Source organism: Pseudoxanthomonas sp. 134C1, assembly GCF_057773065.1.
In genome coordinates this window covers 1-22,649 of record NZ_JBYMTH010000002.1, presented here as the reverse complement: position 1 = coordinate 22,649, position 22,649 = coordinate 1, and the positions used below count along the sequence as shown (strand labels likewise).

The window sequence follows — 22,649 nt, the reverse complement described above, 5'->3', positions numbered from 1 at the left end:
GCGGGCTGGATGCAGTGTCCAGGAATCGCGAACAGTCCTTCCCGTGTCGCAGGAGCGAGGTCAGTCGCGACCCTAGTCCCGCCCGTACGCAAGATTCGTTGGCGGCGATGATGTACGGTCGCGACTGGCATCGCTTCTGCAACGGGTATCGCAGCCGCCGGGGCGCGCACTAAGATGCGGCATCCCCCCGGAGGCCACCGCGTGATCACCGTCCACCATCTCAACAATTCCCGATCCCAGCGCGTGCTGTGGCTGCTGGAGGAACTGGGCCTGGATTACACCGTGGTGCGCTACCAGCGCGATCCCGACACCCTGCTGGCGCCACCGTCGCTGCGCGCGGTGCATCCGCTGGGGAAGTCGCCGGTACTGGCGGACGGCGGCCATACCCTGGCCGAATCGGGTGCGGTACTGGAGTATCTGGTCGAGCGCTATGACGCCGCGCGCGCCTTCGCGCCTTCGCCGGGGACCAGCGAACACCTGCGCTACCGCTATTGGCTGCATTACGCGGAAGGCTCGGCGATGCCACCGATGCTGCTGAGCCTGGTGTTCTCGCGGCTGAAGAAGGCGCCAATGCCGTTCTTCGCGCGTCCCATTGCCCGTTCGATCGCCGACAAGGCCTTGCAGGGGTTCGTGGCTCCACAGGTCCGGCTGCATCTGGACTACATGGAAGCCGAACTGGGCAAGGCGCGCTGGTTCGCCGGTGAGAATTTCAGCGCAGCCGACATCCAGATGAGTTTCCCGGTGGAAGCCGCCGCCGCGCGCGCGGGCCTGGGCGCGTATCCGAAGCTGGCCGATTTTCTGGCGCGCATCCATGCGCGACCGGCGTACCAGCGGGCACTGGAGCAGGGCGGTCCGTTCGATCTGTTGAGCTGAGCCCTTGCCGTCTTCGGGAAACCGTCCTTTGTGGGAGCGACGTCAGTCGCGAAGGAGTACCGGTAAAGCCTCATCGCGACTGACGTCGCTCCCACAATGAGGAAAGGTGGCTGGGATTCACTATCCCGAATGCCGGACTGGAAACCGGGGCGCGATACCCCCACGACGGAGGCATCGTTTGCCAGGAGTTGCCATGATTCCCTATTCGCTGCTCGATCTCGCCCCCGTCTGCGAAGGCAGTGACATCTCCAGCGCCTTCGCCAACATGCGCGATCTGGCGCGACATGCCGAGGACTGGGGATATCAGCGCTACTGGCTGGCCGAGCACCACAACATGCCCGGCATCGCCAGCGCCGCCACCGCGGTGCTGATCGGGAACGTCGCCGGTGCGACCTCGCGCATCCGGGTCGGGGCGGGCGGGGTGATGCTGCCCAACCATTCGCCGCTGCAGGTGGCCGAACAGTTCGGCACGCTGGCTTCGCTGTATCCCGGCCGTATCGATCTGGGCCTGGGCCGCGCGCCCGGCACCGATCAGCCGACCGCGCGCGCGCTGCGTCGCTATTTCGACAACGCGGAACAGTTTCCACAGGACGTCAACGAACTGCTGCACTACTTCGAGCCCGTGCAACCGGGACAGGCCGTGCGTGCGGTACCCGGCGCCGGCATCGACGTGCCGGTGTGGCTGCTGGGTTCCAGCCTGTTCAGCGCGCAACTGGCGGCGGCGCTGGGCCTGCCGTTCGCGTTCGCCTCGCACTTCGCGCCCGACGCGATGGACCAGGCGCTGATGATCTACCACCGCAATTTCCAGCCCTCCGCGCGCCTGGCCAATCCCCACGCGGTCCTGGCGCTGAACGTGGTGGCCGCGGAGACCGACGGGGAAGCCCGCTATCTGTTCACCACCCAGCAGCAGGCGTTCGTGAACCTGCGTCGTGGCAAACCGGGCCTGGTGCCGCCGCCGATCGACGACATCGAGGCGTTCTGGCAGCCGCACGAGAAACTGGGCGTGGCGCAGGCGCTGGCCTGTTCGGTGATCGGCAGTGTCGACAGCGTGCGCGATGGCATCCGCGCCTTCATCGACCGTCACCGCCCCGACGAGATCATGCTAACCGCCAACATCTTCGACCACGGCAAGCGTCTGCGCTCGTTCGAACTCGCCGCCCAGGCCATGCACCCGTAGCGCGGCGCTTGCTCCGCCGCTGTTGGAGCCTTCGCGCTTCATCTGGATATCCTCCGGCGGAGCAGGCCCGGCGCTACGCCTCCCCTTCGAGGAAGGGGGACCGGGGGAATTTGCTTTTTGCCCGCCGGAAAGCCCTAGACCGCCGCGCCAGCCGCGTGCCCCGACGCCCATGCCCACTGGAAGTTGTAGCCCCCCAGCCAACCGGTGACGTCGACCACTTCGCCGATGAAGAAAAGTCCCGGCACGTGGCGCGACATCATCGTGCTGGAGGACAGGCCATCGGTATCCACGCCACCCAGGGTGACTTCGGCGGTGCGGTAGCCCTCGGTGCCGCTGGCGATCAGCGGCCAGGATTCGAGCACGCCGGCCAGCTCGCGCAGCTGTGGTTCGTTGAACTGGCGCATGGGCCGGTTGGGCAGCCAGACCTCGCACAGGCGCTGGGCGAACCGGCGTGGCAGGGCATCGGACAGCAACGTCTTCAGTTCCGCCGCCGGGCGCTGCGCCTGCTGTTCCCCGAGCCAAGCCAGTGTGTCCTGGCCCGGCAGCAAGTCCAGCCGCAGATCATCGCCGGGTTGCCAGTACGAGGAAATCTGCAGGATCGCCGGCCCGCTCACGCCGCGATGGGTGATCAGCATGAAATTGCGGAACGCCTGCTTGCCGCAACGCGCTTCCACCGGCACGGCGACGCCACTGAGGTCGTGCAGGCGTTCCTGGTGCTTGCCGCTGAGGGTCAATGGCACCAGTCCGGCGCGGGTCGGCAGCACCGCGTGGCCGAACTGGCGCGCCAGCTCGTAGCCGAAGCCGGTGGCGCCCATGCTCGGGATCGACAGCCCGCCGGAGGCCACCACCAGCGAGGGCGCGGCGAACACCCCGTGCGAGGTGGCAATCCGGAAGCCGCCATCCACCGATTGCACCCGCTCCACGCTGCACTGGGTCTCGATGCGCACATGCGCGGCCTGGCATTCGTCCAGCAGCATCTTCACGATCAACTTGGACGAGACGTCGCAGAACAGCTGGCCCAGTTCCTTCTCGTGGTAGGCGATGCGGTGGCGTTCGACCAGCTCGATGAAATCGGCGGGCGTATAGCGCGCGAGCGCCGATTTGCAGAAATGCGGATTGGCGGAAAGGTAGTTGGCCGGGCCGGCGCCGGTGTTGGTGAAGTTGCAGCGTCCACCGCCCGACATCAGGATTTTCTTGCCGACCTTGTTGGCGTGTTCGACCACCAGCACCCGCAGGCCGCGCTGGCCGGCGGTCAGCGCGCACATCAGGCCGGCCGCGCCGGCGCCGACGACGATCACGTCATGGGTCGGCGCCATGTCAGGCCGTGGTGGTTTCCGCGCGCTGGCGGTAGGCCGGGGTGACCGTGACGGTCTGGGCGTCATCGATCAGCTGGACCTCGCCGTCCTGGATCATCACGCTCAGGCGCATGCCGCGGGCGAACAGCGAGGTCAGGGCGTCCACGTCGGCCGCGGACAGGTCCAGCACGGTGAGGTTGCGCAGGCGGGCCAGGCCCGCCGCGTTCTTGTCCCACCACAGATCCGCGGCCCGGCCGCCGTAGTTGAGCACGACCACCTCGCGGGCCCGCCCGCAGGCGCGGCGAATGCGCGATTCGTCCGGCTGCCCCAGGTCGATCCACAGTTCGACGTCGCCCGTATAGTCCCGGCGCCACAGGTCCGGGTCCTCCTCGGTGCTCAGGCCGCGCCCGAACTCCAGCCGCTCGCCGGCGTACAGGGCGAATGCCAGGACCCGCGCCATCAGCCGGGTGTCGGTCTCGGAGGGGTGCTGGGCCAGGGTCAGGGGGTAGGAGGCGTAGTGGTGCCGGTCCATATCGCTGATCTGGAGGTCGGCTTTGACGACGGTGGCCTTGAGCGCCATGGCGGGGTCGGGAGGGGGCGGAAAGGGGCGCCATGATACGGGCCGGAGGCCGGATCCGCCTCCAAAAGCCGTTGGAACCCCCGAAACTGAAGAAAAAAGACCACCAAGCGTCGGAAACCTGTCGCTTTTGGTCCGCAGGCCCGGTAGAGTGCGCGAACTGTGCTTGCCAGGGTCACCGTGAATCGTGAGCCTGATGCGGTAGATACATCTGCTACATCTTCCCGCTTTACCAACGCCTGCAAACTCAGTCTCGGTCCGGAACGTTCCGGCGCCGCGATTTTTCAACCCAACCATGTTTCAGGAGTTAGTAAAGATGTCTGAGCGTCAGACCGGAACCGTCAAGTGGTTCAACGATGCCAAGGGCTTCGGCTTCATCACCCCGCAGAGCGGCCCGGACCTGTTCGTGCATTTCCGCGCGATCCAGGGCACCGGCTTCAAGTCGCTGAAGGAAGGCCAGGCGGTCACCTTCGTGGCGGTGCAGGGCCAGAAGGGCATGCAGGCCGACCAGGTGCAGCCGCTGTAATCCAGCGCTGACCATCGTGTCGCAAATGAAAACGCCGGGGCTTGCCCCGGCGTTTTTCTTTGGTGCCCGGGCGGGCCGGATTCAGATCCTGCGCACCCGGAAGCTGCGGCCCTTGATCCGCCCGGCGTTGAGACGGGCCAGCGCCTGCGCGGCCTTGCCGCGCTCGACTGCCACGTAGGAGCGGGTGGCGAAGATGGCGATCCTGCCGATGGACGCGGCCGGCAGGCCGGCATCGCCGGTCAGCGCGCCGAGGATGTCGCCGGGACGCAGTTTGTCGGTCTTGCCGGCGTCGATCCTCAGTGTGCTCATCGCCGCGGCGGGCGCGCTGCCCGCGCGCGGTGCAGGCGGCAGGCCGCGGTCCCAGCGCGCCGGCTGGCCCAGCCGTTCCTCGATGGCGGCCGTGCGCGGCCGTTCGCGCGAAGTGACCAGGCTGATGGCCAGACCATCGCGACCGGCGCGCCCGGTCCGGCCGATGCGGTGGACATAGGTGTCCACGTCGCTGGGCAGGTCGTAGTTGAACACCGCGGCGAGGTCGTCGATGTCCAGGCCGCGGGCGGCCACGTCGCTGGCGACCAGCACGTTGCAGCTGCGGTTGGCGAAACGCACCAGCACCTCCTCGCGATCGCGCTGTTCCATCTCGCCATGCAGGGCCAGCGCGGAAAAACCGAAGTGCTGCAACGAGATCGCCACCTCGTCGGTGTCCTTGCGGGTGTTGCAGAACACCACCACCGACTCGGGGCGCTCCGCCGCCAGCAGTCCGGCCAGTGCGATCTGCTTGCGCGCCGGTTCGACTTCGACGAAACGCTGCTCGATGCCGGTGCGCGCATCCTCCGGCGCCGCCACCGTGACTTCCAGCGGCTCGCGCAGGCTGCTGCGGGCCATCGCCCGGATCGGCTCGGGGAAGGTGGCCGAGAACAGCAGGCTCTGCCGGTCCGGCGGGGTCCGGCCGATGATTTCGCGGATCGGCTCCTCGAAGCCCATGTCCAGCATGCGATCGGCTTCATCGAGCACCAGGGTGCGGATGCCGCCCAAGTGCAGGATCTTCTTGCGCATCAGCTCCTGCACCCGGCCGGGGGTGCCGACCACCACGTGCGGGTCGTGCGCCTCCAGCGAGGCGATCTGCGGACCCAGCGGCATGCCGCCGCACAGCAGGGTGACTTTCAGGTTGGGGATGCCGATCGCCAGTTTGCGGATCTGCTGGGCGACCTGGTCGGCCAGCTCGCGGGTCGGGCACAGGACCAGCGCCTGGGCGCGGATCAGGGCCGGATCCAGCCGTTGCAGCAGGCCCAGGCCGAAAGCCGCGGTCTTGCCGCTGCCGGTGGGGGCCTGCGCGATCACGTCGCGGCCGGCGAGGATGGCGGGCAGGCTTTCGGCCTGGACCGGGGTGAGGTGGGTGTAGCCGAGGGCCTCGACGCCGGGGCGCAGGCCGTCGAGCAGGGGCAGGGTGCTGAATTCGCTCATGCGCCATGATCGCACGGCGCCGCCGCGATCATGGCGAAGAAGGCCCGATCAGGCGTGATCGGGCATCCGATCAGGTCGCCTGCGCATCCAGTTCGTCGAAATCGTCTTCGTCCAGCGCCAGGAAGGCCCAGAATGGCACCTCCTGGCCGGCCCAGAACTGCGCCGCTTCGTCCAGCACGTCCAGCAGGGTGTCGAACACGGCCTCGTCGCGCCGGCGCAGCTCCGCGCCCTGGTCCAGCAGCAGCACGTAGCCCGGGGCCGGCAGCCACGACAGATCGCGCAGGTTGTCGGACAGGGCGTCCCAGTTGCGACCGGTGCTGTCGGGGAAATCCAGCTGGGTGGCCAGCCGCAGCATCAGCGACGCCTTGTTCTCGCAGCCGGACAGATCCACCCGCCGCACGCCGAGCGCGGCGTCGCGGCCGGCGGCGGCCAGGGCATCCAGATCCTCGCTGGTGACGAAGAACACGCCGGCCTGGCGCGCGTCGCCCAGGCCCAGGTCAAAACCGGAGTCGGTCATCGGCTCACCTGCGAGGCGGGAACGTCGAAACGGCGGAAGGTTTCATAGTGATCATCCGTGTAGTAGTACTCCACCGGCGGCTGTCCGCCGGTCACGATGCGCCGCGTTCCCCGATGATCCAGGCCCGGGGTGTCCACGGTGTACTCGCGATAGTAGCCGCGTTGGCGGGAGGGCAGGCGGCCTTCGCGATTGCCGAAAACGCTGCCATCCTGCCGATGGGGGAACGGCCCGCCCTGGGCGATCAGCGCCAGGGTGCGGTGCGCTTCGGGCGGCAGGAACGCGGGCAGGCTGTCGCCTGCGGCCGATGCGGATGCCGATGCGGGTGTGCTGGACGGCGGCGGCGGAGCGACGGCGGGCGAGGTGGCATCGGCGCCCACCCGGGTGGACTCGATGGGGGGCAGCGGCAGTTCGGAGCGGCCTGCCGGGGTGCCGGCATCGGCGACCACCGAGGGCGGCGCCTCGCCCACGGCGTCGTGGCGGGCGCGTTGCTGTTGCCAGAACCAGCCGCCAATCAGGAGCAGCAGGACGACGACGACGATGGCCGGCTTGCGGAAGCCGGAACGCTGGCGGGAACGGCGAGGCATGGCGATCACTCCACCAGGAAGCGGCCGCAGCCGCGATAGGTCTTGTCGCCGACGGTCAGTTCGGCGGTGGCGGGGAAGTCCTGTCCGCTCATGTCGTCCTGGCAGGCCTTGCGGGTTGCGATCAGGGCGACGTCGACGCCATCGCCGGTGCGGCCGCGGAAACCATTCGCGGTGGCTTCGGCGCCGGCGACCTCCAGCTTGCGTTCGCCGTAGTCCAGTTCCGCATGCAGCGACGGCGCCTTGCCCGTGCCCACTTCCACCAGCCAACCCGGTTCGTTGCCGACCGCGCGGAAGGCGACGCCACGATCGCGCGCGGCATCCCACGGCGATGTTTCGTCGGTCTGGCTGCAATCCACCTTTTCCTTGCCGGCCAGGGTCAGCACGCCCTCGCGGCCCTTGGTCCAGAACTCGTTGCCCGCGGTGTCGGAGTAGCGCGCGCCGGAGGCGGACACCGCGTGCGGCAGCACCAGCGGCTTGCCATTCAGATCCAGCGTGACGTTGTCGGCCGCACCGTTGTCGAAGGCCGCGCCGATGCGCTCGTCACCGCACTGCCATTGGGTCTTCACGATCGCATCGCCGCCCGCCGCTTCGGCGACACGGATCATGGCCAGCCGGACGGTCTGGCCATCGCCCGGTACCACCGTCGTGCGCGTGTCGGTGACGAACCACAGCTTGCCGGTGTCGTCCCGCAGGCTGGCGTGCAGGCCATAGCTGCCCTCCGGTCGGATCCTGGCGGCGTCATAGGGCAGATCGAATGAGAATGGCGGACCCTTGGCATCCTTGACCTCGGTGCTGGCGATGATCGCGGTTGGCGTATCCGCCAGCAGGTTGTCGATCAACTGGACCGTCAGCACCGCGCCCGGTGGCGGCGCGATGCGCTCGCGATACGCGGCCTCGCCATGGATCGTGGTGGCCGCGGCGGCGGTCGGCGCGGCAGGCGCGTCGGTCGCGGGCTTGGGCTGGCAGGCGGCCAGGGCCAGCAGCAGGGCGGCGGGGAGTGCGAGACGAAGGGCCATGTCCTGTTTCTTCCTTTGGCGAAACGACCAGCATAGGCGCGTGAAGCTTCACCCACCGTGACGGCGTTCCGGTGTCGTGGCGGACACGCTAGAGTGGCGATTCGTCCCCGTGGAGCCGCGCGATGAGCCAGCACGATCCCCGTGTCGATGCCTACATCGCCAAATCGGCCGAGTTCGCGCGCCCGATCCTGGAAAAGCTGCGTGCGATCGTCCACGAAGCCTGCCCGCAGGTAGAGGAAACCCTGAAGTGGGGCATGCCGACCTTCGTGCATGCCGGCGGCATCCTGTGCGGCATGGCGGCATTCAAGCAGCACGCCTCGTTCGGATTCTGGAAGCACGCGCTGGTGGTGGGCGAGGGAGTGCCGCGCGACGGCATGGGCAGTTTCGGCAAGATGACCCGCCTGGCCGACATCCCGCCGAAGAAGCAGCTGGTCCCGCTGATCCGCAAGGCGATGAAGTTGAACGAGGAAGGCGTGAAGTCCGCCGGATCGCGCAAGCGGTCCACGCCGCGCGCCGCGCCGGAGTCGCCGGCCGATTTTCTTGCCGCCCTGAAGAAACAGCGCAAGGCGCTGGCGACGTTTGAAGCATTCAGTCCCAGCCAGCGACGCGAATACATCGAGTGGGTGACCGAGGCCAAGCGCGAGGACACCCGCCAGCGTCGCATCGCCCAGTCGGTGGAATGGCTGGCAGAAGGCAAACCGCGCAACTGGAAATACATGTGAGGCCGCCGGTCGTCCGATAGGGCGGATCGAACGCGGCCATTGGCGCTGCCGAATGGCCGCCGGACGGGGCCGGCGCTAGTATCCGGGTGTATCCGGTGCGCCGACGCATCGATTCCGGAGCCCATCGATCATGAATCGCGTGCTGCAACCGCTGGCGTTCCGCCAGGCCAATGCCTGGCCGTACCTGGCAGCCACCGGGCTGATCCTGGCGGCCAGCCTGTGGACGCTGATGGCGGCGCCGGCACAGGCCACCGGTGCGGCGGCGGGATGGCGCGGCGGCGCCCTGTGCGCGCTCGCCACCGCGCTGGGCGCGGTGCCCGTGCTGGTGGTGCGTGGCCTGCCGCAGCGGCTGGCCGATGGCCTGCTGGGTTTCGGCGCCGGGGTGATGCTGGCGGCGACCGCGTTCTCGCTGGTCCTGCCCGGTCTGGAAGCGGCACAACAGATCGGCTACGGACGCTGGGGAGCGGCGGCGTTGATCAGCGGCGGCCTGTTGCTGGGCGCGCTCGCCCTGCTGGGCCTGGACCGCGTACTGGTGGACGAGCCGGTGGAAGCACATCCGGATGCGCCACTGGTGCCGGCGCGCGTGCTGGTGTTCGTGTTCGCGATCCTGCTGCACAACATTCCCGAAGGCATGGCCGTCGGCGTGGCCGCGGGAGGTCATCTGCCCGGTGCCGGAGGACTGGCGATGGGCATCGCCCTGCAGGACGTGCCGGAAGGCCTGGTGGTGGCGCTGATCCTGGCCGGTGCCGGCATGGCGCGGGCCAAGGCGGTGTTCATCGGCGCGTTCTCCGGCGTGGTCGAACCCCTGGCGGCCGTGCTCAGTGCCTGGGCGGTCGGGATTTCGGCGGTGTTGCTGCCATGGGGATTGGCGTTCGCCGCCGGTGCGATGCTGACCGCGGTGGCGCACAGCGTCATTCCCGAATCCAACCGGCATGGGCATGGCGGTTTCGCGACCCTGGGCCTGGCCATCGGCTTCTGCCTGATGATGGCGCTGGACACCGCGCTGGGCTGAGACTTGACCGCGCCATCCGCAGCCCGCAGGCTCGCGGCACGCCAACTACCGCTGTCTCCGGAGCCCGCGCATGCGCGAACCCGTCACGATTCTGGGCAACTATCTTTCGCCCTACGTGCGCAAGGTGCTGGTGTGCCTGCGGTTGAAGGGGATTGCGTATCGCGTCGACCCGTTCGCACCCTTCATCGGTGACGATGCCTTCTCCCGCCTCAGCCCGTTGCGGCGCATTCCCGTGCTGATCGACGGCGACTTCGTGCTCAACGATTCGACCGTCATCTGCGAATACCTGGAGGATCTCCAGCCGACCCCCGCGCTATATCCGGTCGCGCCGCGCGATCGCGCGCGCGCGCGCTGGCTGGAGGAATTCGCCGACTCGCGTCTGGGCGAGGTGATCATCTGGCGGATGTTCTACCAGCTGGGTGTCAAGCGTTACTTGTTCAACGAAACGCCGGACGAGGACGTCGTGCGCAAGGCGCGCGAGGAGGAACTGCCGGACGCGCTGGACTACCTGGAGACGCAGTTGCCGGCGCAGGGCTTCCTGTTCGGCGAGGTCGGCGTGGCCGACATCGCCATCGCCGCGTTCTTCCGCAATGCCGCGTTTGTGCGCTACCGGATCGACGCCGCGCGATGGCCGCGCACGGCGGCCTTCGTCGAACGCACGCTGGCGTTGCCCGCCTTCACGGAGCTGGCGGTGTTCGAGGAAAAAACGCTGCGCACGCCGGTCGCGCAGCAGCGCGAAGTCCTGATCGAACTGGGCGCACCGGTCACCGCCGACACCCTGGGCAACCTCGCCCCGCGACGCGGCATCATGAAAGTCGAATAGGGTGGGCCGGAGCCCACCCGTTCGTCACGGAACGCGACTGGTCCGGTAGACCGGATACAGGTTGAAGCGTTCGTCCCACGCCGGATGGCGGCGGTAGAAGAACTCCAGCCGCGCGCCCGCATTCTTGGCGAACTCCGGATCGTCCTTCAGCTTCTGCTCGAACGCGGCCTTGACCGCCGGGTCCTGCAGCATCTTGCGGGCCACGTCCTCGGCGACGTAGTCCTCCATGTATTCCTTGCGCTCGAACGCGCTGTTGAATTCGCCCCAGGCGGCCAGCGAGTCCGGCCCCTGCGGTTCCAGCAGCGCCATCAGCAGGCGCGACTTGGGCTGGGCAATCGGCACGAACAGCGAGCCCGCCGGCACGTCGCGCGTTTCCGGCGCCCACGCGCCTTCCACGGTCAGGCGCTGATGGGTTTCCACCGGCTGCGCGCCGAAACGGGTGCGGGTGGCGCGGAACGCTTCGACGTTCTCCTTCGCCAGCGCCGGCACGCGGCGGAACTCGATGCCGTGCTGCTTGAGTTTCTCGCCGACCCAGCCAGCGTACGCGGCCGGCACCAGATAGCCGGCGCCGGGCGCGGGCACGCTGAGCGACGGACGCAATTCGTCGCGCATCGGTACTTTCCAGAGCTGCGGCTTGGTCTCGTCGTAACGGGTCATCAGCGCGCCGGACACGTCCGATGGCGTGCGGGTGTATTCGTAACCGCGGAACTCGACGGTGTGGCTCTTCTCGCTGGCGGCCCATTCCAGCGGCACCGGTTGGCCGGCGAGCTTCGCCGCCGCCACGTCGGCCCGCTGTGCGGCCTTCAGCCAGTCGGTGCCGTGCGCGGCGATCTGGTCCAGCGTCGCGACGATGGTGTTGCGGGTGATCTTCACCCGCACCGGATATTCCTTCCAGGAGTGCGTTTCCACCAGCATGCCGATGCGGTTGCGCAACTGGAAATAGCCGTGCGAGAAACGCGGTGGAGCCACGCTGTCCTCGAAACCGGAGCTCGGATCGTCACCGACCACGAACGACGGGTAATAGGGCAGCGGCAGCGAGCCCTGCTTGGCCAGATCCGCCAGCACGCCATCGCGCAGCGCACGGCCGGCCGTGCGCAGCCCCTCATCGCCGGCATGCACCGGTTCCACCTGCACTGAAATGTCGTGTTCGAACTGCGCGCCGTCGGTGGCGTGCAGATCGACGTAGGCCAACGGGTCCCACTGCTGCACCAGCCGCAGCATCGCCTGCATCTCCGGCGCGTCGGCTTTCACGTAGTCGCGGTTGAGGTTGTAGTTCTGCGCGGTCACGCGCCAGCCCATTTCCTCCGGGCCGCGCTGGTTGGGCCGGTTCCAGGCGCCGAAGCGCTCATGGCCGTCGACGTTGAACACCGGCACGAACACCCACACCAGCTTGTCCAGCGATCCGGCGGCGGCCCTGCCTTCCAGCACTTCGCGCAGGGCCAGGAAGCCCGCGTCCTTGCCGTCGATTTCGCCGGCATGGATGCCGCCCTGGATCAACACCACCGGAAGGTTCTGCCGGCGTGCCTGATCCGGCGTGAACGCGCCGCGGGTGGAGGCGATCAGCGCCTTCATCGGCCGGCCTTCCGGGGTGGTGCCGAATTCGACGCAGCGCACCGCCTTCGGATAGGCCTTGGCGAAGCGATCGCACAGCGCGATGACTTCCTCGTAGCGGCCGGTGCGGACAAAGCCGGAGTGTTCGGATTGGGTGGTCAGATCCGAAGCCGCCGCGAACGCGTGAATCGCGGGCAGGGCGAGGGCGAGCAGGACGGCGACGCGGAGCGGACGGAGCATGGACGGCACCCGGGAGGTGGAAAACCCCGAATGATGCCGTCCTGAAGCGGTCGCGCCCAGCATGACCAAGGAGGTTCGACCCCCTGCGGCGGATACGGTAACCTTCCCGCAATTTGCCATCGGAACACCGGATGACCACTCCCAACGAAGCGATCGCCGGCCGGATGCCTCGGCAGATTCCCTACATCATCGGCAACGAGGCCTGCGAGCGGTTCAGCTTCTACGGGATGCGCAACATCCTGGTGCAGTTCCTGACCAGCAGCATCCTGCTGGCTTATCTGCCCGAGGCCGACCGGGCGGGCGAGGCCAAGGACGTCTTCCACAGTTTCGTCATCGGCGTGTTCTTCTTCCCGCTGCTGGGCGGCTGGCTGTCAGACCGTTATTTCGGCAAGTACAACACCGTGCTGTGGTTCTCGCTGATCTACTGCGCCGGCCACGCCTGTCTGGCCTTGTTCGAAGACCATCGCACCGGGTTCTACACCGGCCTGTTCCTGATCGCGCTGGGCTCGGGCGGCATCAAGCCGCTGGTGGTGTCGTTCGTGGGCGACCAGTTCGACCAGAGCAACAAGAGCAGGGCCAAGATCGTCTTCGATGCGTTTTACTGGACGATCAACTTCGGTTCGTTCTTCGCCTCGCTGCTGATGCCGTTGTTCCTCAATCAATACGGGCCGGCGGTGGCGTTCGGCATTCCCGGCATCCTGATGTTCATCGCCACCTTCATCTTCTGGCTGGGGCGCAGGCAGTACGTCCACGTGCCGCCGTCGGGCGAGGATCCGGATTCATTCCTGCGGGTGGTGCGCAGCGCGCTGGCGACGCCCCGGGAAGGCGAGGGACGCTGGGGGTATGCCGTGGCGCTGCTGGGCGTGGCGATCGCGGTGGCATTGCTGGGGTTGTGGGCGCTTTCGCTGGTGGACATGGCGCCGGGCTGGTGGCCGGATTCGTTCGGCTTCGTCATCGCCGCCTGTCTGGCGCTTGGCGTGTTGATCGCCTTCGGCGGCGTGGGCGCCTCTATGCAACTGGAACGCGCGCGCGGCCGCCATCCCGATGCCTCTGTGGACAGCGTGCGCGCGGTGCTGCGGATCCTGATCGTGTTCGCGCTGGTCACCCCGTTCTGGTCGCTGTTCGATCAGAAGGCTTCGACCTGGGTGCTGCAGGGCAACGAGATGGTGATGCCGCACGACGCATGGTGGTGGCCGAGCTGGCTGATCAAGAGCGCCGGCCAGTTGCAGGCGCTGAACCCGGCGATGGTGATGCTGCTCATCCCGTTCAACAACCTGGTGCTGTATCCGGCCTTGCGCAAACTGGGCTTCGAGCCGACACCGCTGCGCCGGATGGGCTGGGGCATCGTGTTCTCCGGCCTGGCCTGGGTGGTCGCCGGCACGCTGCAGCTGTGGATGGATGGCGGCGATCCGGTCTCGCTGGCCTGGCAGATCCTGCCGTACGCGCTGCTGACCTTCGCCGAGGTCCTGGTCTCGGCGACGGCGCTGGAGTTCGCCTACAGCCAGGCGACCCAGGCGATGAAGGGCGTAATCATGGCGTTCTGGTACCTGACCAGCACTTTCGGCGGCCTGTGGGTGCTGTTGACCAACGCCAGTGTGCGCAATGAAACGGTTACCGCGCACATCGCCAGCACCGGCCTGAGCGAAAATGCGTTCCTGATGTTCTTCTTCGCCGGCTTCGCCTTCGTGGCGGCGCTGGCATTCGCCCTGTACGCGCGGCGCTACCCGATGCAGGACAACTACCGCGCGCTCTGAGGACACTCCATGCAAGCCCCCATCACCCTGATCCTGATCCTGGTCACCGCGACGGTTTCGCTGCTGGCCTTCCGCACACCCGCGCTGGCGGGCCGGCTGATCCTGTGGCCGCCCGCCATCGACCGCAACAAGCAATACGACCGGCTGGTGACCTACGGCTTCATCCACGCCGACATCTGGCACCTGCTGTTCAACATGGTCACGCTGTTCTTCTTCGGCCGGATCATGGAACGGGTCATCACCGATCTGGGCGGCAGCGTGCTGGTCTACCTCGGCTTCTATCTGTCGGCGCTGGTGGTGTCGATCCTGCCGACCTATCTCAAGCACCAGAAGGACCCCAACTACCGCAGCCTGGGCGCCTCCGGCGCGGTGTCGGCGGTGCTGTTCGCGTTCATCCTGATCGACCCGTGGGCGATGATCGGCGTGTTCTTCATTCCGATGCCGGCCATCGTGTTCGCCGTGCTCTACGTGGCCTACAGCATCTGGATGGACAAGCGTGGCGGCGACAACGTGAACCATGGCGCGCATCTGGCCGGCGCCGCCTACGGCGTGCTTTTCATGATCGCCATGGAGCCTGACGTGCTCGGCCATTTCGTGGCGCAACTGACCCGGTTAGGCAGCTGAACGCCGCATCCGCAAATCACCTGATCTGAAGATTCGCTGTGTTATCCCCACGGGTGAACCACACCCGTGGAGGCAACATGGCGACACGCACCCGCAGCACCGCCCGCAAGACCGGCACCGGCACGGCGCGCAAGGCGACCGGGAAAGCCGCGAAGAAGGCGGCCAAAAAGGTCGCGAAGAAAGCGGTGAAAGAAACCGCGAAGAAAGCCGCGAAGAAGACAACCACCGCCGGCGCGAAGAAGAGCGCCGGCAAGACGGCGAAGAAGGTCGCCGGCAAGACCGGCGCCGCCGCGCCGGCGAAGTCCGTCAGGAAGGCGGTCAAGAAAACCGCGAAGAAGACCGCACGCAAGGCGGTCGGCAAAACCGCTGCCCGCAGGACCGGTACCGCCGCGAAGACCGCCCGCAGGACGCGGCCCGCCGCAAAAGGCACCAGCGTCGGTACGGCACCCAAACGCACAGCCGATGCAGGCAAGTCAGCGCCTCGCAAGACGGCTTCGGCGACCCGCAAGGCGTCCTCGACCCGGACTTCGTCCAGTACTCCCCGCCGCGCATCCCCGCCGCGCCGGCGTGGCATCACGCCAGAACAGGCCTTGGCACGCACCCAGGAATTGCTGGCCGAAAAGCAGCAACGCGATCGTGAACAGGCCGCCTGGCAGCATCTGGATCATCCGCCATCCGGCACGCCAACGCAGGCCGACGGCTATCAGTCCTCCACCGCCGCGGCCAGGTCACTGGAGTTGCATGCGGCCGAAAGCCGGATGAAGGCGATCCAGGGCAGCATGAGCGCGCGCGATCGCCGCAGCCAGGGCAAGCGCGATCATCGTGGGGAAGAGTAGGGGCGGGCGGGACGGAATGTCCTGCGCCGATGGAGCGGTGACGACTACCCGGTTGCGTACGCGGAACCGGGTAGCGCTTGCGGGAAGGCGGGGAGGCGTCGCCTCAACCCGCCATCAGGGTCTTCGAGAGCTGAACGCTGCCGACTTCTTCCTGCGCGTAATTGGAGAGCAGACGCTCGTACACGGCGTTGTTGAGCCGCTCGAATTCCCAGTCTTCGGTATGGCCGGTCACGGTCAACTGGAACAGGCCTTCCAGCAGGGTGAAATCGCTGGCGATGGTATCGGACGGATGATCGTTGGCGCTCATGGGTGTTCCTCACCGGTTTGCTGGTGGGGATTACGCACAGACCGTGCCAACTGGGCGTCCGGGATGAAAACACTGTGAAATAGCGCGCCACGTCATCTTTTTGACGTGACCAAGAGTGACGCGCCGCGTCGGCTTCTGTCGCATTCCCGGCCGGCGCGGCAGAATGGAACCCTTCTGATTCAACGAGATAGTGATGGACATCACGATTCAGCACGACCCCACCGCCCAGCGCTTTTCCACCTCGCTGGACGGCCACGAAGCCGAACTGATCTATCGCCTGCGCGACGGGCGCATGGTCATCGAACACACCGGAGTGCCCGAGGCCATCGGCGGACGCGGCGTCGCCGCACGGTTGGTCAAGGCCGCGCTCGACCACGCGCGTGCCGCCGGCTGGAAAGTGGTGCCGGCCTGTTCGTACTCGGCGGTGTATGTGGAGCGCCACCCCGAGTATGCCGACCTGCTGGCGTGACACTGTATTCCCGCACGTGGGGCTGGAGGCCTGCTGCGACGCGGCATAAACTGTCGTCCCGTTGAGTGGATGGAGCCCCTGACGTGAACCCCGTTTACCGCACCCCGCTGCTGATCGCGTCGCTGGCCCTGGCCCTGGCCGCCTGCAAGCGCGAATCCGAAGGCCCGCAGCCTCCCGCGGCCGCCACGCCCGAAGCCGGCGCGCCCGTCGCCGATGCCACCGCGCCGGTGGCCCCGCTCGAACTCAAGGACGTCATCGAGACCAACGAACGCTACGTCGTCGGCATCACCTATCCGCCAGGCATCGACCGTTATCCGGGACTGGCCAAGGCGCTGTCCGATTATGCGCAGGCCGCCCGCGGCGAATTGATGGAAGCGGTGGACGGTTTCGGCAACGACAAGCCCACCGCACCCTACGAACTCTCGCTCAGCTTCGAGAAGCTGCTGGAAACCCCGCAGGTGGTGGCGGTGGCCGCCGATGGCAGCCGCTACACCGGAGGTGCCCACGGCCAACCACTGATCGCGCGCTTCGTCTGGTTGCCGCAGCAGAACCATCTGCTGTCGGCCGGCGATCTGGTCGCCACGCCGGCGGGCTGGCAGGCGGTCAGCGATTACGTGCGCGAGCAACTGCTCACCGGCGTCACCCTGCGCGCGGACGCCGACGAACTGGAGCCGGCCGAGCGCAGCGAAGTACTCAAGAACGCCTCGCGCATGATTGATGACGGCACCGAACCCCAGGCCGAGAACTTCGCCCACTTCGTGCCGGTGCTCGACGCCAGCGGCCACATCAGCGCGCTGCGCTTCGTGTTCCCGCCGTACCAGGTGGGGCCGTACGCCGACGGTACCCAGACCGTGGACGTCCCGGCTTCCGTGCTGCGGCCACATCTGTCGCCCACCTACAGCGGGCTGTTCGCCCAATAGGCCGCGCACAAAGGGCATGCCATGAGCACGTCACGCTTCGCGCAACAGGTCGAACGACTGCTGGCGGAAGCGGATGTGCGGATTGGCGGCGACCGTCCCTGGGACATCCAGGTGCATGACCCGCGTGTATACGCGCGGATGCTGGGGCAGGGTTCCCTGGGCCTGGGCGAAGGCTACATGGATGGCGACTGGGACGCCGGGTCGCTGGACGGTTTCCTCTTCCATGTACTGAACGCGCGTCTGGACGAGCGGGTGCGTGGCGCGGGCGAGATCCGCGACACGCTGTTCGCGCGACTGTTCAATCCGCAGACCCGGCGCCGAAGCCGCGCGGTCGGCGAACGCCACTACGACCTCGGCAACGATCTCTACCACGCCATGCTCGGTGCGCGGCTGGTCTACAGCTGCGGCTACTGGCGCCAGGCCGACAATCTCGACGATGCGCAGGCCGCCAAGCTGGATCTGGTCTGCCGCAAGCTGCAACTGAAACCCGGCATGCGCGTGCTCGACATCGGCTGCGGCTGGGGCGAGGCATTGAAATTCGCAGCCGAACGCTACGGCATCTCCGGCGTCGGCGTGACCATTTCCAGGGAGCAGGCCGAGTACGCCCGCGAACTGTGCAAGGATCTTCCCGTCGAAATCCGCCTGCAGGATTATCGCGATCTGCACGAACCTTTCGACGCCGCGTTCTCGCTGGGCATGTTCGAACACGTCGGCGTCAAGAACTACCGTGCCTACTTTGAAACCGCGCGCCGTGTCCTGCCGGACCACGGTCTGTTCCTGCTGCATACCATCGGCAACAACCGTTCGGTCAACCACACCGATCCGTGGATCGGGAAATACATCTTCCTCAACTCCATGCTGCCGTCCGCCGCCCAGATCGCGCAGGCCAGCGAAGGCCTGTTCGTGCTGGAAGACTGGCACAGCTTCGGCACCGACTACGACCGTACCCTGCAAGCCTGGCGCGCCAATGTCGAGCGCGCCTGGCCCAGCCTGGACGCGCGCTACGACGAACGCTTCCGTCGCATGTGGCGTTTCTATCTGGCTGCTTCCATGGCGACCTTCCGCAGCCGGCGATCGCAGTTGTGGCAGGTAGTGCTGTCGCCGAAGGGCTTATCAGGCGGATATGTGTCGATACGATGACGCAGGGTGGACCTGCGTCGATGGTTGCCAACAATGAAAGCCGGAACATTTGGTGAGAACACTCAGCATGGACGTGCGTGCAGTTGACGCGGACGTCATCGGAACGGTATTGATAGCCGCATCTGCTTTTGCTTCAGGGGACGCGACGCACCGTTGCGCATTCAGGGAATTCGACCGGCCACGGTTGAAAGGGAAGAGGAAATGAGAGGTTCCATCAGGACACTGCTCCTGGCGACGTCCGTCGCCACGCTGCCTGCCTTCGCACAGGTCACCATTCCGCAGGAATACGAAAAGACCGTCCAGGCGACCCAGGTGATTGGGGCACTGGGAACGGATCTGTTCGGCGAAAGCACCAGTTTCTATACCGGCGCGACCAGCTTCACGGCGCTGGATGTAAGCGTGCCGGGAAACAACAGTTTGCCGATGGAGATCCGCCGCCGCTTTGTCGTGGAAAGCCGCGATCAATTGGATCGGAACCGTTTGTTGACACAGGACGGTGGCTTCGCCGACTGGGACTTGGACCTGCCGTATCTGCGTGGTGTTTTCGCTCGCGACAAGGGTTGGCAAGCGAACGGCACAACGACCGCAGCCAGGAATCTGCGCTGCGCGGGCGGGGACTCATTTCCTCCCGAGCCGCCCTTGGTGGAAGGTTCGCCGACCGGATTCTGGTCGGCGGCGGAATACTGGCAAGGCAATCACCTGCATATGCCTGCAGGCGGCGATCAGGAAATGCTGTTCATCCACACGACCGATTCTCCGCGCCCTGCCGATGGAAAGACCTATACCTGGCTGACCAATGATCTCTGGGCCTTTTCCTGTCTGACGGGGACGGCCAACGGCGTGGCGGGTGATGCCTTTCTGGCCACGGCGCCTGATGGCACGCGTTACTGGTTCAATTGGTTCGCCAAGCGCGAAGTCGCGGTCATCACCAAGACGGTCGGCGGACCCATTGACGTCTTTGCAGCCGGGAGCCAACAGGGAGTGAGTCCCATGGCCGCACCCGTGGGTTCCGGCTCCGGCCTCGCACGTGAAGAGGTGCGTATCTTCCCCACCCGCATGGAGGACCGGTTCGGCAACTACATCACCTATACCTATGACGCGGCGAAGCCATGGCGGCTGCTGAACATGGCGGCCAGCGACGGACGGTCATTGACGCTGACGTATAACGCAGCCGGTCATGTCAGTGCCGTCACGGATGGCGCCAGGACGTGGACCTACACTTATGGCAACGGGCTGACAGAAGTGAAGCTGCCCGACCTGAGCCGCTGGCAGATTGATTTCGCAGGGCTACGCAACGCGTTCACCATGCCCTATTCGCCTGGAGGAATGATGTGCTCCGAGTCCGGGGCCAGCCTCACCCAGTCCGTGTATACGGGCACCATCACCCATCCCTCTGGTGCCATCGGCACTTTCAGCTTCCAGTCCCGCACCCACGGCAGATCCTATGTACCCAAGGTATGCGTAAGACCAGGCGGCATCGCGGTACTGGATGACTATGCCCAGACGCCATTCCTCTTCAACACGGTCGGCATCATCCAGAAAAAAATCGAAGGCCCCGGCATCGCATCCCCTTATATCTGGACCTACAGCTACGGCACCCCCAACAACAGTTGGGAGGAAAGCTGCACGGCGGGCTGCGTGGCGACCAAGACGGCGGAAGTCACTGGACCGGATAGCTGGACCCGGTACACCTTCGGCAACCGCTATCGCCAGAACGAAGGCCGCCTGATGAAGACCGAGTCGGGCCCCGGTCCGACCAACATCCTGGAAGTGGAAGAAACCGTCTACCAGACCGACTCGACGGGACAACCGTACCCGGAGTACGTCGGCACCAGTCTCTACACGCGAGGGGACTACATGGCGACCCGCTGGACGCCGGTGCGCACACGCACCATCACCCGGCAGGGCGTGAAGTTCACCCAGACGACCAACAGCTACGACCCGTACGCGCGTCCTGTCAGTGTGACCAAGGACAGCGCGCCAGTGCCGTAGGGATTTCCGGGCAGTACAGAACACTCAACGGGCGGCAGGCCCGGCTCCATCGGAGATGCGCATGAAGCGGACAGGGAAGCAAGGCATGAAGCGGACAGTGTTGGGGATGTTGCTGGCGTTGCCGCTGGTCGCGCAGGCGCAGAGCTGGAGCCGGACCGAGACCATCACGTACCACGACAACCCGACGTTGTGGGTATTGGGGCAGACGGCCAAGGTGACCTGCGTGGCACCGGCGGCCTGCACGCCGAGCGAGGCGCCGGCCGGCATCGTGGTGTCGGAGACGACCTACGATGCATTCGCCATGCCGGTGACGGTGAAGGCCTATGGCAAGGTGCAGCAGACCCTGACCTACAACAGCACCGCGACGGTGGCCAGCGGCCAGCTGGGGACCTTGAGGTGGGCCAAGGACGGCAACAACAACACGACCACCTTCACCAACTGGAAGCGGGGCATCCCGCAGGCCATCACGTATGCCGACAGCAGTACCCAGTCGGCGGTGGTGAACAATAACGGCTGGATTGACTCGGTCACCGATGAGAACGGCTACACCACCTGCTACACCTACGACACGATGGGGCGGCTGGCGAGCATCACTCCCCCCTCGGAGACCACGGCCAATGCCTGCGACACGACCGAGGCGAACTGGAAGAAGACCCTGCTGAGCTTCCAGCAAGTCGCGGTGGCCGAGTACGGCCTTCCGGCCGGTCACTGGCGGCAGACGGTGAGTACCGGGGCCGGGCAGAAGATTTCCTACTACGACGCCCTATGGCGGCCGCTGGTGACCAAGGAGCTGGACGCCACCAACGGCACGACCGAGACCCTGACCAAGCGCTTCCAGCGCTTCACCTACGACGCCGACGGGCGAACCACGTTCGCCTCCTACCCGGGCACGACCGACACGCTGACCACCGGCACCTGGACCGAGTACGACGCCTTGGGCCGGGTGACCGCAGTGAGCCAGGACAGCGAGCAGGGGCTGCTGACCACTACCACCCAGTACCTCGGTGATGCCACCAGCGCCTATGTGCGCACCGTCAGCCCACGCGGCGTAGTGACGGTGACCCGGCACCAGGCCTTCGACCAGCCCCGCTACGACACCCCGGTACTCATCGACCAGGGCCAGAACCTGGCCGAGCGGGTGGGCATCGACATCACCCGCGACGTGTTCGGCAAGCCGCTGTCCATCCGCAAACGTAACGCGGCCGGGACGCTGGCGGTGACCCGCAGCTACACCTACAACACGAACCAGGAGCTGTGCCGCTCAGTGGAGCCGGAGACCGGCGCCACGCTGATGGGCTATGACGGGGCGGGGAACCTGAGCTGGAGCGCGGCGGGGCTGCCGGCGACCACGGCCTGCGAGGCCAACGGCACCAGCGCGGCGGTGCTGGCGCGCAAGGCCGCACGGACCTACGACGCCCGCAACCGGGTCAAGACGCTGGTGTTCCCGGACGGTCGGGGCAACACGACCAATACCTACACGCCCGACGGCCAACTGGCCAGCACGGCGGTGGACAACGACGGCACCAACGTGGTGACCACCACGTATGGCTACAACCGACGACGCCTGCCCACCAGCGAGCAGATGCAGTGGGGTAGCATCAACTGGCCCATCGGCTACAGCTACACGCCGCTGGGGCACCTGGCCTCACAGACCTACCCGAACGGGCAGACCGTGGCCTACGCGCCCAATGCGCTGGGCCAGCCGACCCAGGCCGGCACCTACGCCACCGGGGTGCAGTACTACCCCAACGGGGGGATGAAGCAGTTCACCTACGGCAACGGCATCGTCCATACGATGACCCAGAACGCCCGCCAGTTGCCGGCGCGCAGCACGGACTGCACGCTGCTGGCCTGTGCGACGGCCAACTTGCGGACGGACCTGAGCTATACCTACGACGCCCACGGCAACGTGGCGTCCATCACCGACGGAACGACCGGGGGCCAGCAGTCGCGGACCCTGACCTATGACGGTCTGGACCGGTTGATTCAGGCCACCGGCCCGAGCTTCGGCGTGGCCAACTACGGCTACAACGTGCTGGACAACCTGACCTCGCTGAAGGTCACAGGGGGGAGCCACGTCCGCGACCACACCTACCACTACGACGCCAGCAACCGGTTGACCAGCGTGACCAACTCGGCGAGCGGGGCCACGGTGGTGGGCCTGGGTTACGACGTGCAGGGCAACCTGGCCAACAAGAATGGACAGGTGTTCAATTTCGACTTCGGCAACCGG

General features: G+C 66.6%; 22 protein-coding genes. 14 read left to right on the top strand and 8 right to left on the bottom strand.

The window, feature by feature from the left end; genetic code table 11:
• Positions 1–201 precede the first annotated feature (201 nt).
• Positions 202–873, top strand: a complete 672-nt coding sequence (locus AC3DEZ_RS03940; RefSeq protein ID WP_488387070.1) for a glutathione S-transferase — start codon at positions 202–204, stop codon at positions 871–873.
• A gap of 193 nt (positions 874–1,066) precedes the next feature.
• Positions 1,067–2,050, top strand: coding sequence for an LLM class flavin-dependent oxidoreductase (locus AC3DEZ_RS03935; RefSeq protein ID WP_488387069.1), 984 nt, complete (start codon positions 1,067–1,069; stop codon positions 2,048–2,050).
• Positions 2,051–2,184: 134 nt separating this feature from the next.
• Here the strand turns inward: AC3DEZ_RS03935 and AC3DEZ_RS03930 are convergent, their stop codons facing one another.
• A complete protein-coding gene (locus AC3DEZ_RS03930; RefSeq protein WP_488387068.1) occupies positions 2,185–3,366 on the bottom strand; it encodes a BaiN/RdsA family NAD(P)/FAD-dependent oxidoreductase in 1,182 nt (393 codons plus the stop codon).
• Position 3,367: 1 nt separating this feature from the next.
• Entirely contained in the window at positions 3,368–3,925 is a 558-nt protein-coding gene (locus tag AC3DEZ_RS03925) for a YaeQ family protein (protein WP_488387067.1), read from the bottom strand.
• A gap of 313 nt (positions 3,926–4,238) precedes the next feature.
• Between AC3DEZ_RS03925 and AC3DEZ_RS03920 the strand changes: the two genes are divergently transcribed.
• On the top strand, positions 4,239–4,448 hold the full coding sequence (locus AC3DEZ_RS03920) for a cold-shock protein (protein ID WP_079722614.1): 210 nt from the start codon (positions 4,239–4,241) through the stop codon (positions 4,446–4,448).
• 81 nt (positions 4,449–4,529) lie between these two features.
• Here AC3DEZ_RS03920 and dbpA read toward each other — a convergent pair whose 3' ends face one another.
• The 4 genes from dbpA to AC3DEZ_RS03900 all read right to left on the bottom strand — a co-directional run bounded on the left by dbpA (position 4,530) and on the right by AC3DEZ_RS03900 (position 8,026).
• On the bottom strand, positions 4,530–5,909 hold the full coding sequence (gene dbpA, locus AC3DEZ_RS03915) for an ATP-dependent RNA helicase DbpA (protein ID WP_488387066.1): 1,380 nt from the start codon (positions 5,907–5,909) through the stop codon (positions 4,530–4,532).
• A gap of 70 nt (positions 5,910–5,979) precedes the next feature.
• Positions 5,980–6,426 (bottom strand): barstar family protein, encoded by a 447-nt coding sequence (locus AC3DEZ_RS03910; RefSeq protein WP_447101891.1) that lies wholly within the window; start codon positions 6,424–6,426, stop codon positions 5,980–5,982.
• The gene (locus tag AC3DEZ_RS03905; RefSeq protein WP_488387065.1) at positions 6,423–7,010 is read right to left on the bottom strand and encodes a ribonuclease domain-containing protein; all 588 of its coding nucleotides are present in this window, start codon (positions 7,008–7,010) and stop codon (positions 6,423–6,425) included. Before AC3DEZ_RS03905 ends, AC3DEZ_RS03910 begins: the two co-directional genes overlap by 4 nt.
• Positions 7,011–7,015: 5 nt before the next feature.
• Positions 7,016–8,026 carry a YbaY family lipoprotein gene (locus AC3DEZ_RS03900; RefSeq protein ID WP_488387064.1) on the bottom strand — a complete coding sequence of 337 codons (1,011 nt, stop codon included), beginning with the start codon at positions 8,024–8,026 and terminating at the stop codon, positions 7,016–7,018.
• Between the two features lie 122 nt (positions 8,027–8,148).
• On the opposite strand from AC3DEZ_RS03900, the gene AC3DEZ_RS03895 reads away from it, so the two are divergent.
• From AC3DEZ_RS03895 to AC3DEZ_RS03885, 3 genes are all read left to right on the top strand, one after another.
• Complete coding sequence (locus tag AC3DEZ_RS03895; protein WP_488387063.1) at positions 8,149–8,748, top strand: YdeI/OmpD-associated family protein; 600 nt, start codon at positions 8,149–8,151, stop codon at positions 8,746–8,748.
• Between the two features lie 130 nt (positions 8,749–8,878).
• Positions 8,879–9,760, top strand: coding sequence for a ZIP family metal transporter (locus AC3DEZ_RS03890; protein ID WP_488387062.1), 882 nt, complete (start codon positions 8,879–8,881; stop codon positions 9,758–9,760).
• 70 nt (positions 9,761–9,830) lie between these two features.
• Positions 9,831–10,583, top strand: a complete 753-nt coding sequence (locus AC3DEZ_RS03885; protein ID WP_488387061.1) for a glutathione S-transferase family protein — start codon at positions 9,831–9,833, stop codon at positions 10,581–10,583.
• A gap of 24 nt (positions 10,584–10,607) precedes the next feature.
• Here the strand turns inward: AC3DEZ_RS03885 and AC3DEZ_RS03880 are convergent, their stop codons facing one another.
• Positions 10,608–12,374, bottom strand: a complete 1,767-nt coding sequence (locus AC3DEZ_RS03880; RefSeq protein ID WP_488387060.1) for a M14 family metallopeptidase — start codon at positions 12,372–12,374, stop codon at positions 10,608–10,610.
• Between the two features lie 131 nt (positions 12,375–12,505).
• Here AC3DEZ_RS03880 and AC3DEZ_RS03875 point away from each other — a divergent pair, with 131 nt between their 5' ends.
• From AC3DEZ_RS03875 to AC3DEZ_RS03865, 3 genes are all read left to right on the top strand, one after another.
• On the top strand, positions 12,506–14,128 hold the full coding sequence (locus tag AC3DEZ_RS03875) for a POT-type proton-dependent oligopeptide transporter (RefSeq protein ID WP_488387059.1): 1,623 nt from the start codon (positions 12,506–12,508) through the stop codon (positions 14,126–14,128).
• Between the two features lie 9 nt (positions 14,129–14,137).
• On the top strand, positions 14,138–14,752 hold the full coding sequence (locus AC3DEZ_RS03870; protein ID WP_488387058.1) for a rhomboid family intramembrane serine protease: 615 nt from the start codon (positions 14,138–14,140) through the stop codon (positions 14,750–14,752).
• A gap of 77 nt (positions 14,753–14,829) precedes the next feature.
• Positions 14,830–15,588, top strand: coding sequence for a hypothetical protein (locus AC3DEZ_RS03865; RefSeq protein ID WP_488387057.1), 759 nt, complete (start codon positions 14,830–14,832; stop codon positions 15,586–15,588).
• Positions 15,589–15,691: 103 nt separating this feature from the next.
• Here the strand turns inward: AC3DEZ_RS03865 and AC3DEZ_RS03860 are convergent, their stop codons facing one another.
• Positions 15,692–15,895, bottom strand: a complete 204-nt coding sequence (locus tag AC3DEZ_RS03860; RefSeq protein WP_488387056.1) for a hypothetical protein — start codon at positions 15,893–15,895, stop codon at positions 15,692–15,694.
• Between the two features lie 193 nt (positions 15,896–16,088).
• Here AC3DEZ_RS03860 and AC3DEZ_RS03855 point away from each other — a divergent pair, with 193 nt between their 5' ends.
• The 5 genes from AC3DEZ_RS03855 to AC3DEZ_RS03835 form a co-directional block, all read left to right on the top strand.
• Positions 16,089–16,364, top strand: a complete 276-nt coding sequence (locus tag AC3DEZ_RS03855; protein ID WP_488387055.1) for a GNAT family N-acetyltransferase — start codon at positions 16,089–16,091, stop codon at positions 16,362–16,364.
• 83 nt (positions 16,365–16,447) lie between these two features.
• Positions 16,448–17,284: a DUF3298 and DUF4163 domain-containing protein gene (locus tag AC3DEZ_RS03850; RefSeq protein ID WP_488387054.1), complete on the top strand. Its 837-nt coding sequence runs from the start codon at positions 16,448–16,450 to the stop codon at positions 17,282–17,284.
• A gap of 21 nt (positions 17,285–17,305) precedes the next feature.
• Entirely contained in the window at positions 17,306–18,424 is a 1,119-nt protein-coding gene (cfa, locus tag AC3DEZ_RS03845) for a cyclopropane fatty acyl phospholipid synthase (protein ID WP_488387053.1), read from the top strand.
• Positions 18,425–18,625: 201 nt separating this feature from the next.
• On the top strand, positions 18,626–20,416 hold the full coding sequence (locus AC3DEZ_RS03840) for a hypothetical protein (protein WP_488387052.1): 1,791 nt from the start codon (positions 18,626–18,628) through the stop codon (positions 20,414–20,416).
• 85 nt (positions 20,417–20,501) lie between these two features.
• The coding region (locus AC3DEZ_RS03835; RefSeq protein ID WP_488387051.1) for an RHS repeat domain-containing protein at positions 20,502–22,649 on the top strand (2,148 nt) is incomplete at its 3' end.

Coding starts and splice junctions, on each gene's coding strand:
- AC3DEZ_RS03935 (WP_488387069.1), top strand. CDS start 1,067: ATGATTCCCTATTCGCTGCTCGATCTCGCCCCCGTCTGCGAAGGCAGT.
- AC3DEZ_RS03930 (WP_488387068.1), bottom strand. CDS start 3,366: ATGGCGCCGACCCATGACGTGATCGTCGTCGGCGCCGGCGCGGCCGGC.
- AC3DEZ_RS03925 (WP_488387067.1), bottom strand. CDS start 3,925: ATGGCGCTCAAGGCCACCGTCGTCAAAGCCGACCTCCAGATCAGCGAT.
- AC3DEZ_RS03920 (WP_079722614.1), top strand. CDS start 4,239: ATGTCTGAGCGTCAGACCGGAACCGTCAAGTGGTTCAACGATGCCAAG.
- dbpA (WP_488387066.1), bottom strand. CDS start 5,909: ATGAGCGAATTCAGCACCCTGCCCCTGCTCGACGGCCTGCGCCCCGGC.
- AC3DEZ_RS03910 (WP_447101891.1), bottom strand. CDS start 6,426: ATGACCGACTCCGGTTTTGACCTGGGCCTGGGCGACGCGCGCCAGGCC.
- AC3DEZ_RS03905 (WP_488387065.1), bottom strand. CDS start 7,010: ATGCCTCGCCGTTCCCGCCAGCGTTCCGGCTTCCGCAAGCCGGCCATC.
- AC3DEZ_RS03900 (WP_488387064.1), bottom strand. CDS start 8,026: ATGGCCCTTCGTCTCGCACTCCCCGCCGCCCTGCTGCTGGCCCTGGCC.
- AC3DEZ_RS03895 (WP_488387063.1), top strand. CDS start 8,149: ATGAGCCAGCACGATCCCCGTGTCGATGCCTACATCGCCAAATCGGCC.
- AC3DEZ_RS03890 (WP_488387062.1), top strand. CDS start 8,879: ATGAATCGCGTGCTGCAACCGCTGGCGTTCCGCCAGGCCAATGCCTGG.
- AC3DEZ_RS03885 (WP_488387061.1), top strand. CDS start 9,831: ATGCGCGAACCCGTCACGATTCTGGGCAACTATCTTTCGCCCTACGTG.
- AC3DEZ_RS03880 (WP_488387060.1), bottom strand. CDS start 12,374: ATGCTCCGTCCGCTCCGCGTCGCCGTCCTGCTCGCCCTCGCCCTGCCC.
- AC3DEZ_RS03875 (WP_488387059.1), top strand. CDS start 12,506: ATGACCACTCCCAACGAAGCGATCGCCGGCCGGATGCCTCGGCAGATT.
- AC3DEZ_RS03870 (WP_488387058.1), top strand. CDS start 14,138: ATGCAAGCCCCCATCACCCTGATCCTGATCCTGGTCACCGCGACGGTT.
- AC3DEZ_RS03865 (WP_488387057.1), top strand. CDS start 14,830: ATGGCGACACGCACCCGCAGCACCGCCCGCAAGACCGGCACCGGCACG.
- AC3DEZ_RS03860 (WP_488387056.1), bottom strand. CDS start 15,895: ATGAGCGCCAACGATCATCCGTCCGATACCATCGCCAGCGATTTCACC.
- AC3DEZ_RS03855 (WP_488387055.1), top strand. CDS start 16,089: ATGGACATCACGATTCAGCACGACCCCACCGCCCAGCGCTTTTCCACC.
- cfa (WP_488387053.1), top strand. CDS start 17,306: ATGAGCACGTCACGCTTCGCGCAACAGGTCGAACGACTGCTGGCGGAA.
- AC3DEZ_RS03840 (WP_488387052.1), top strand. CDS start 18,626: ATGAGAGGTTCCATCAGGACACTGCTCCTGGCGACGTCCGTCGCCACG.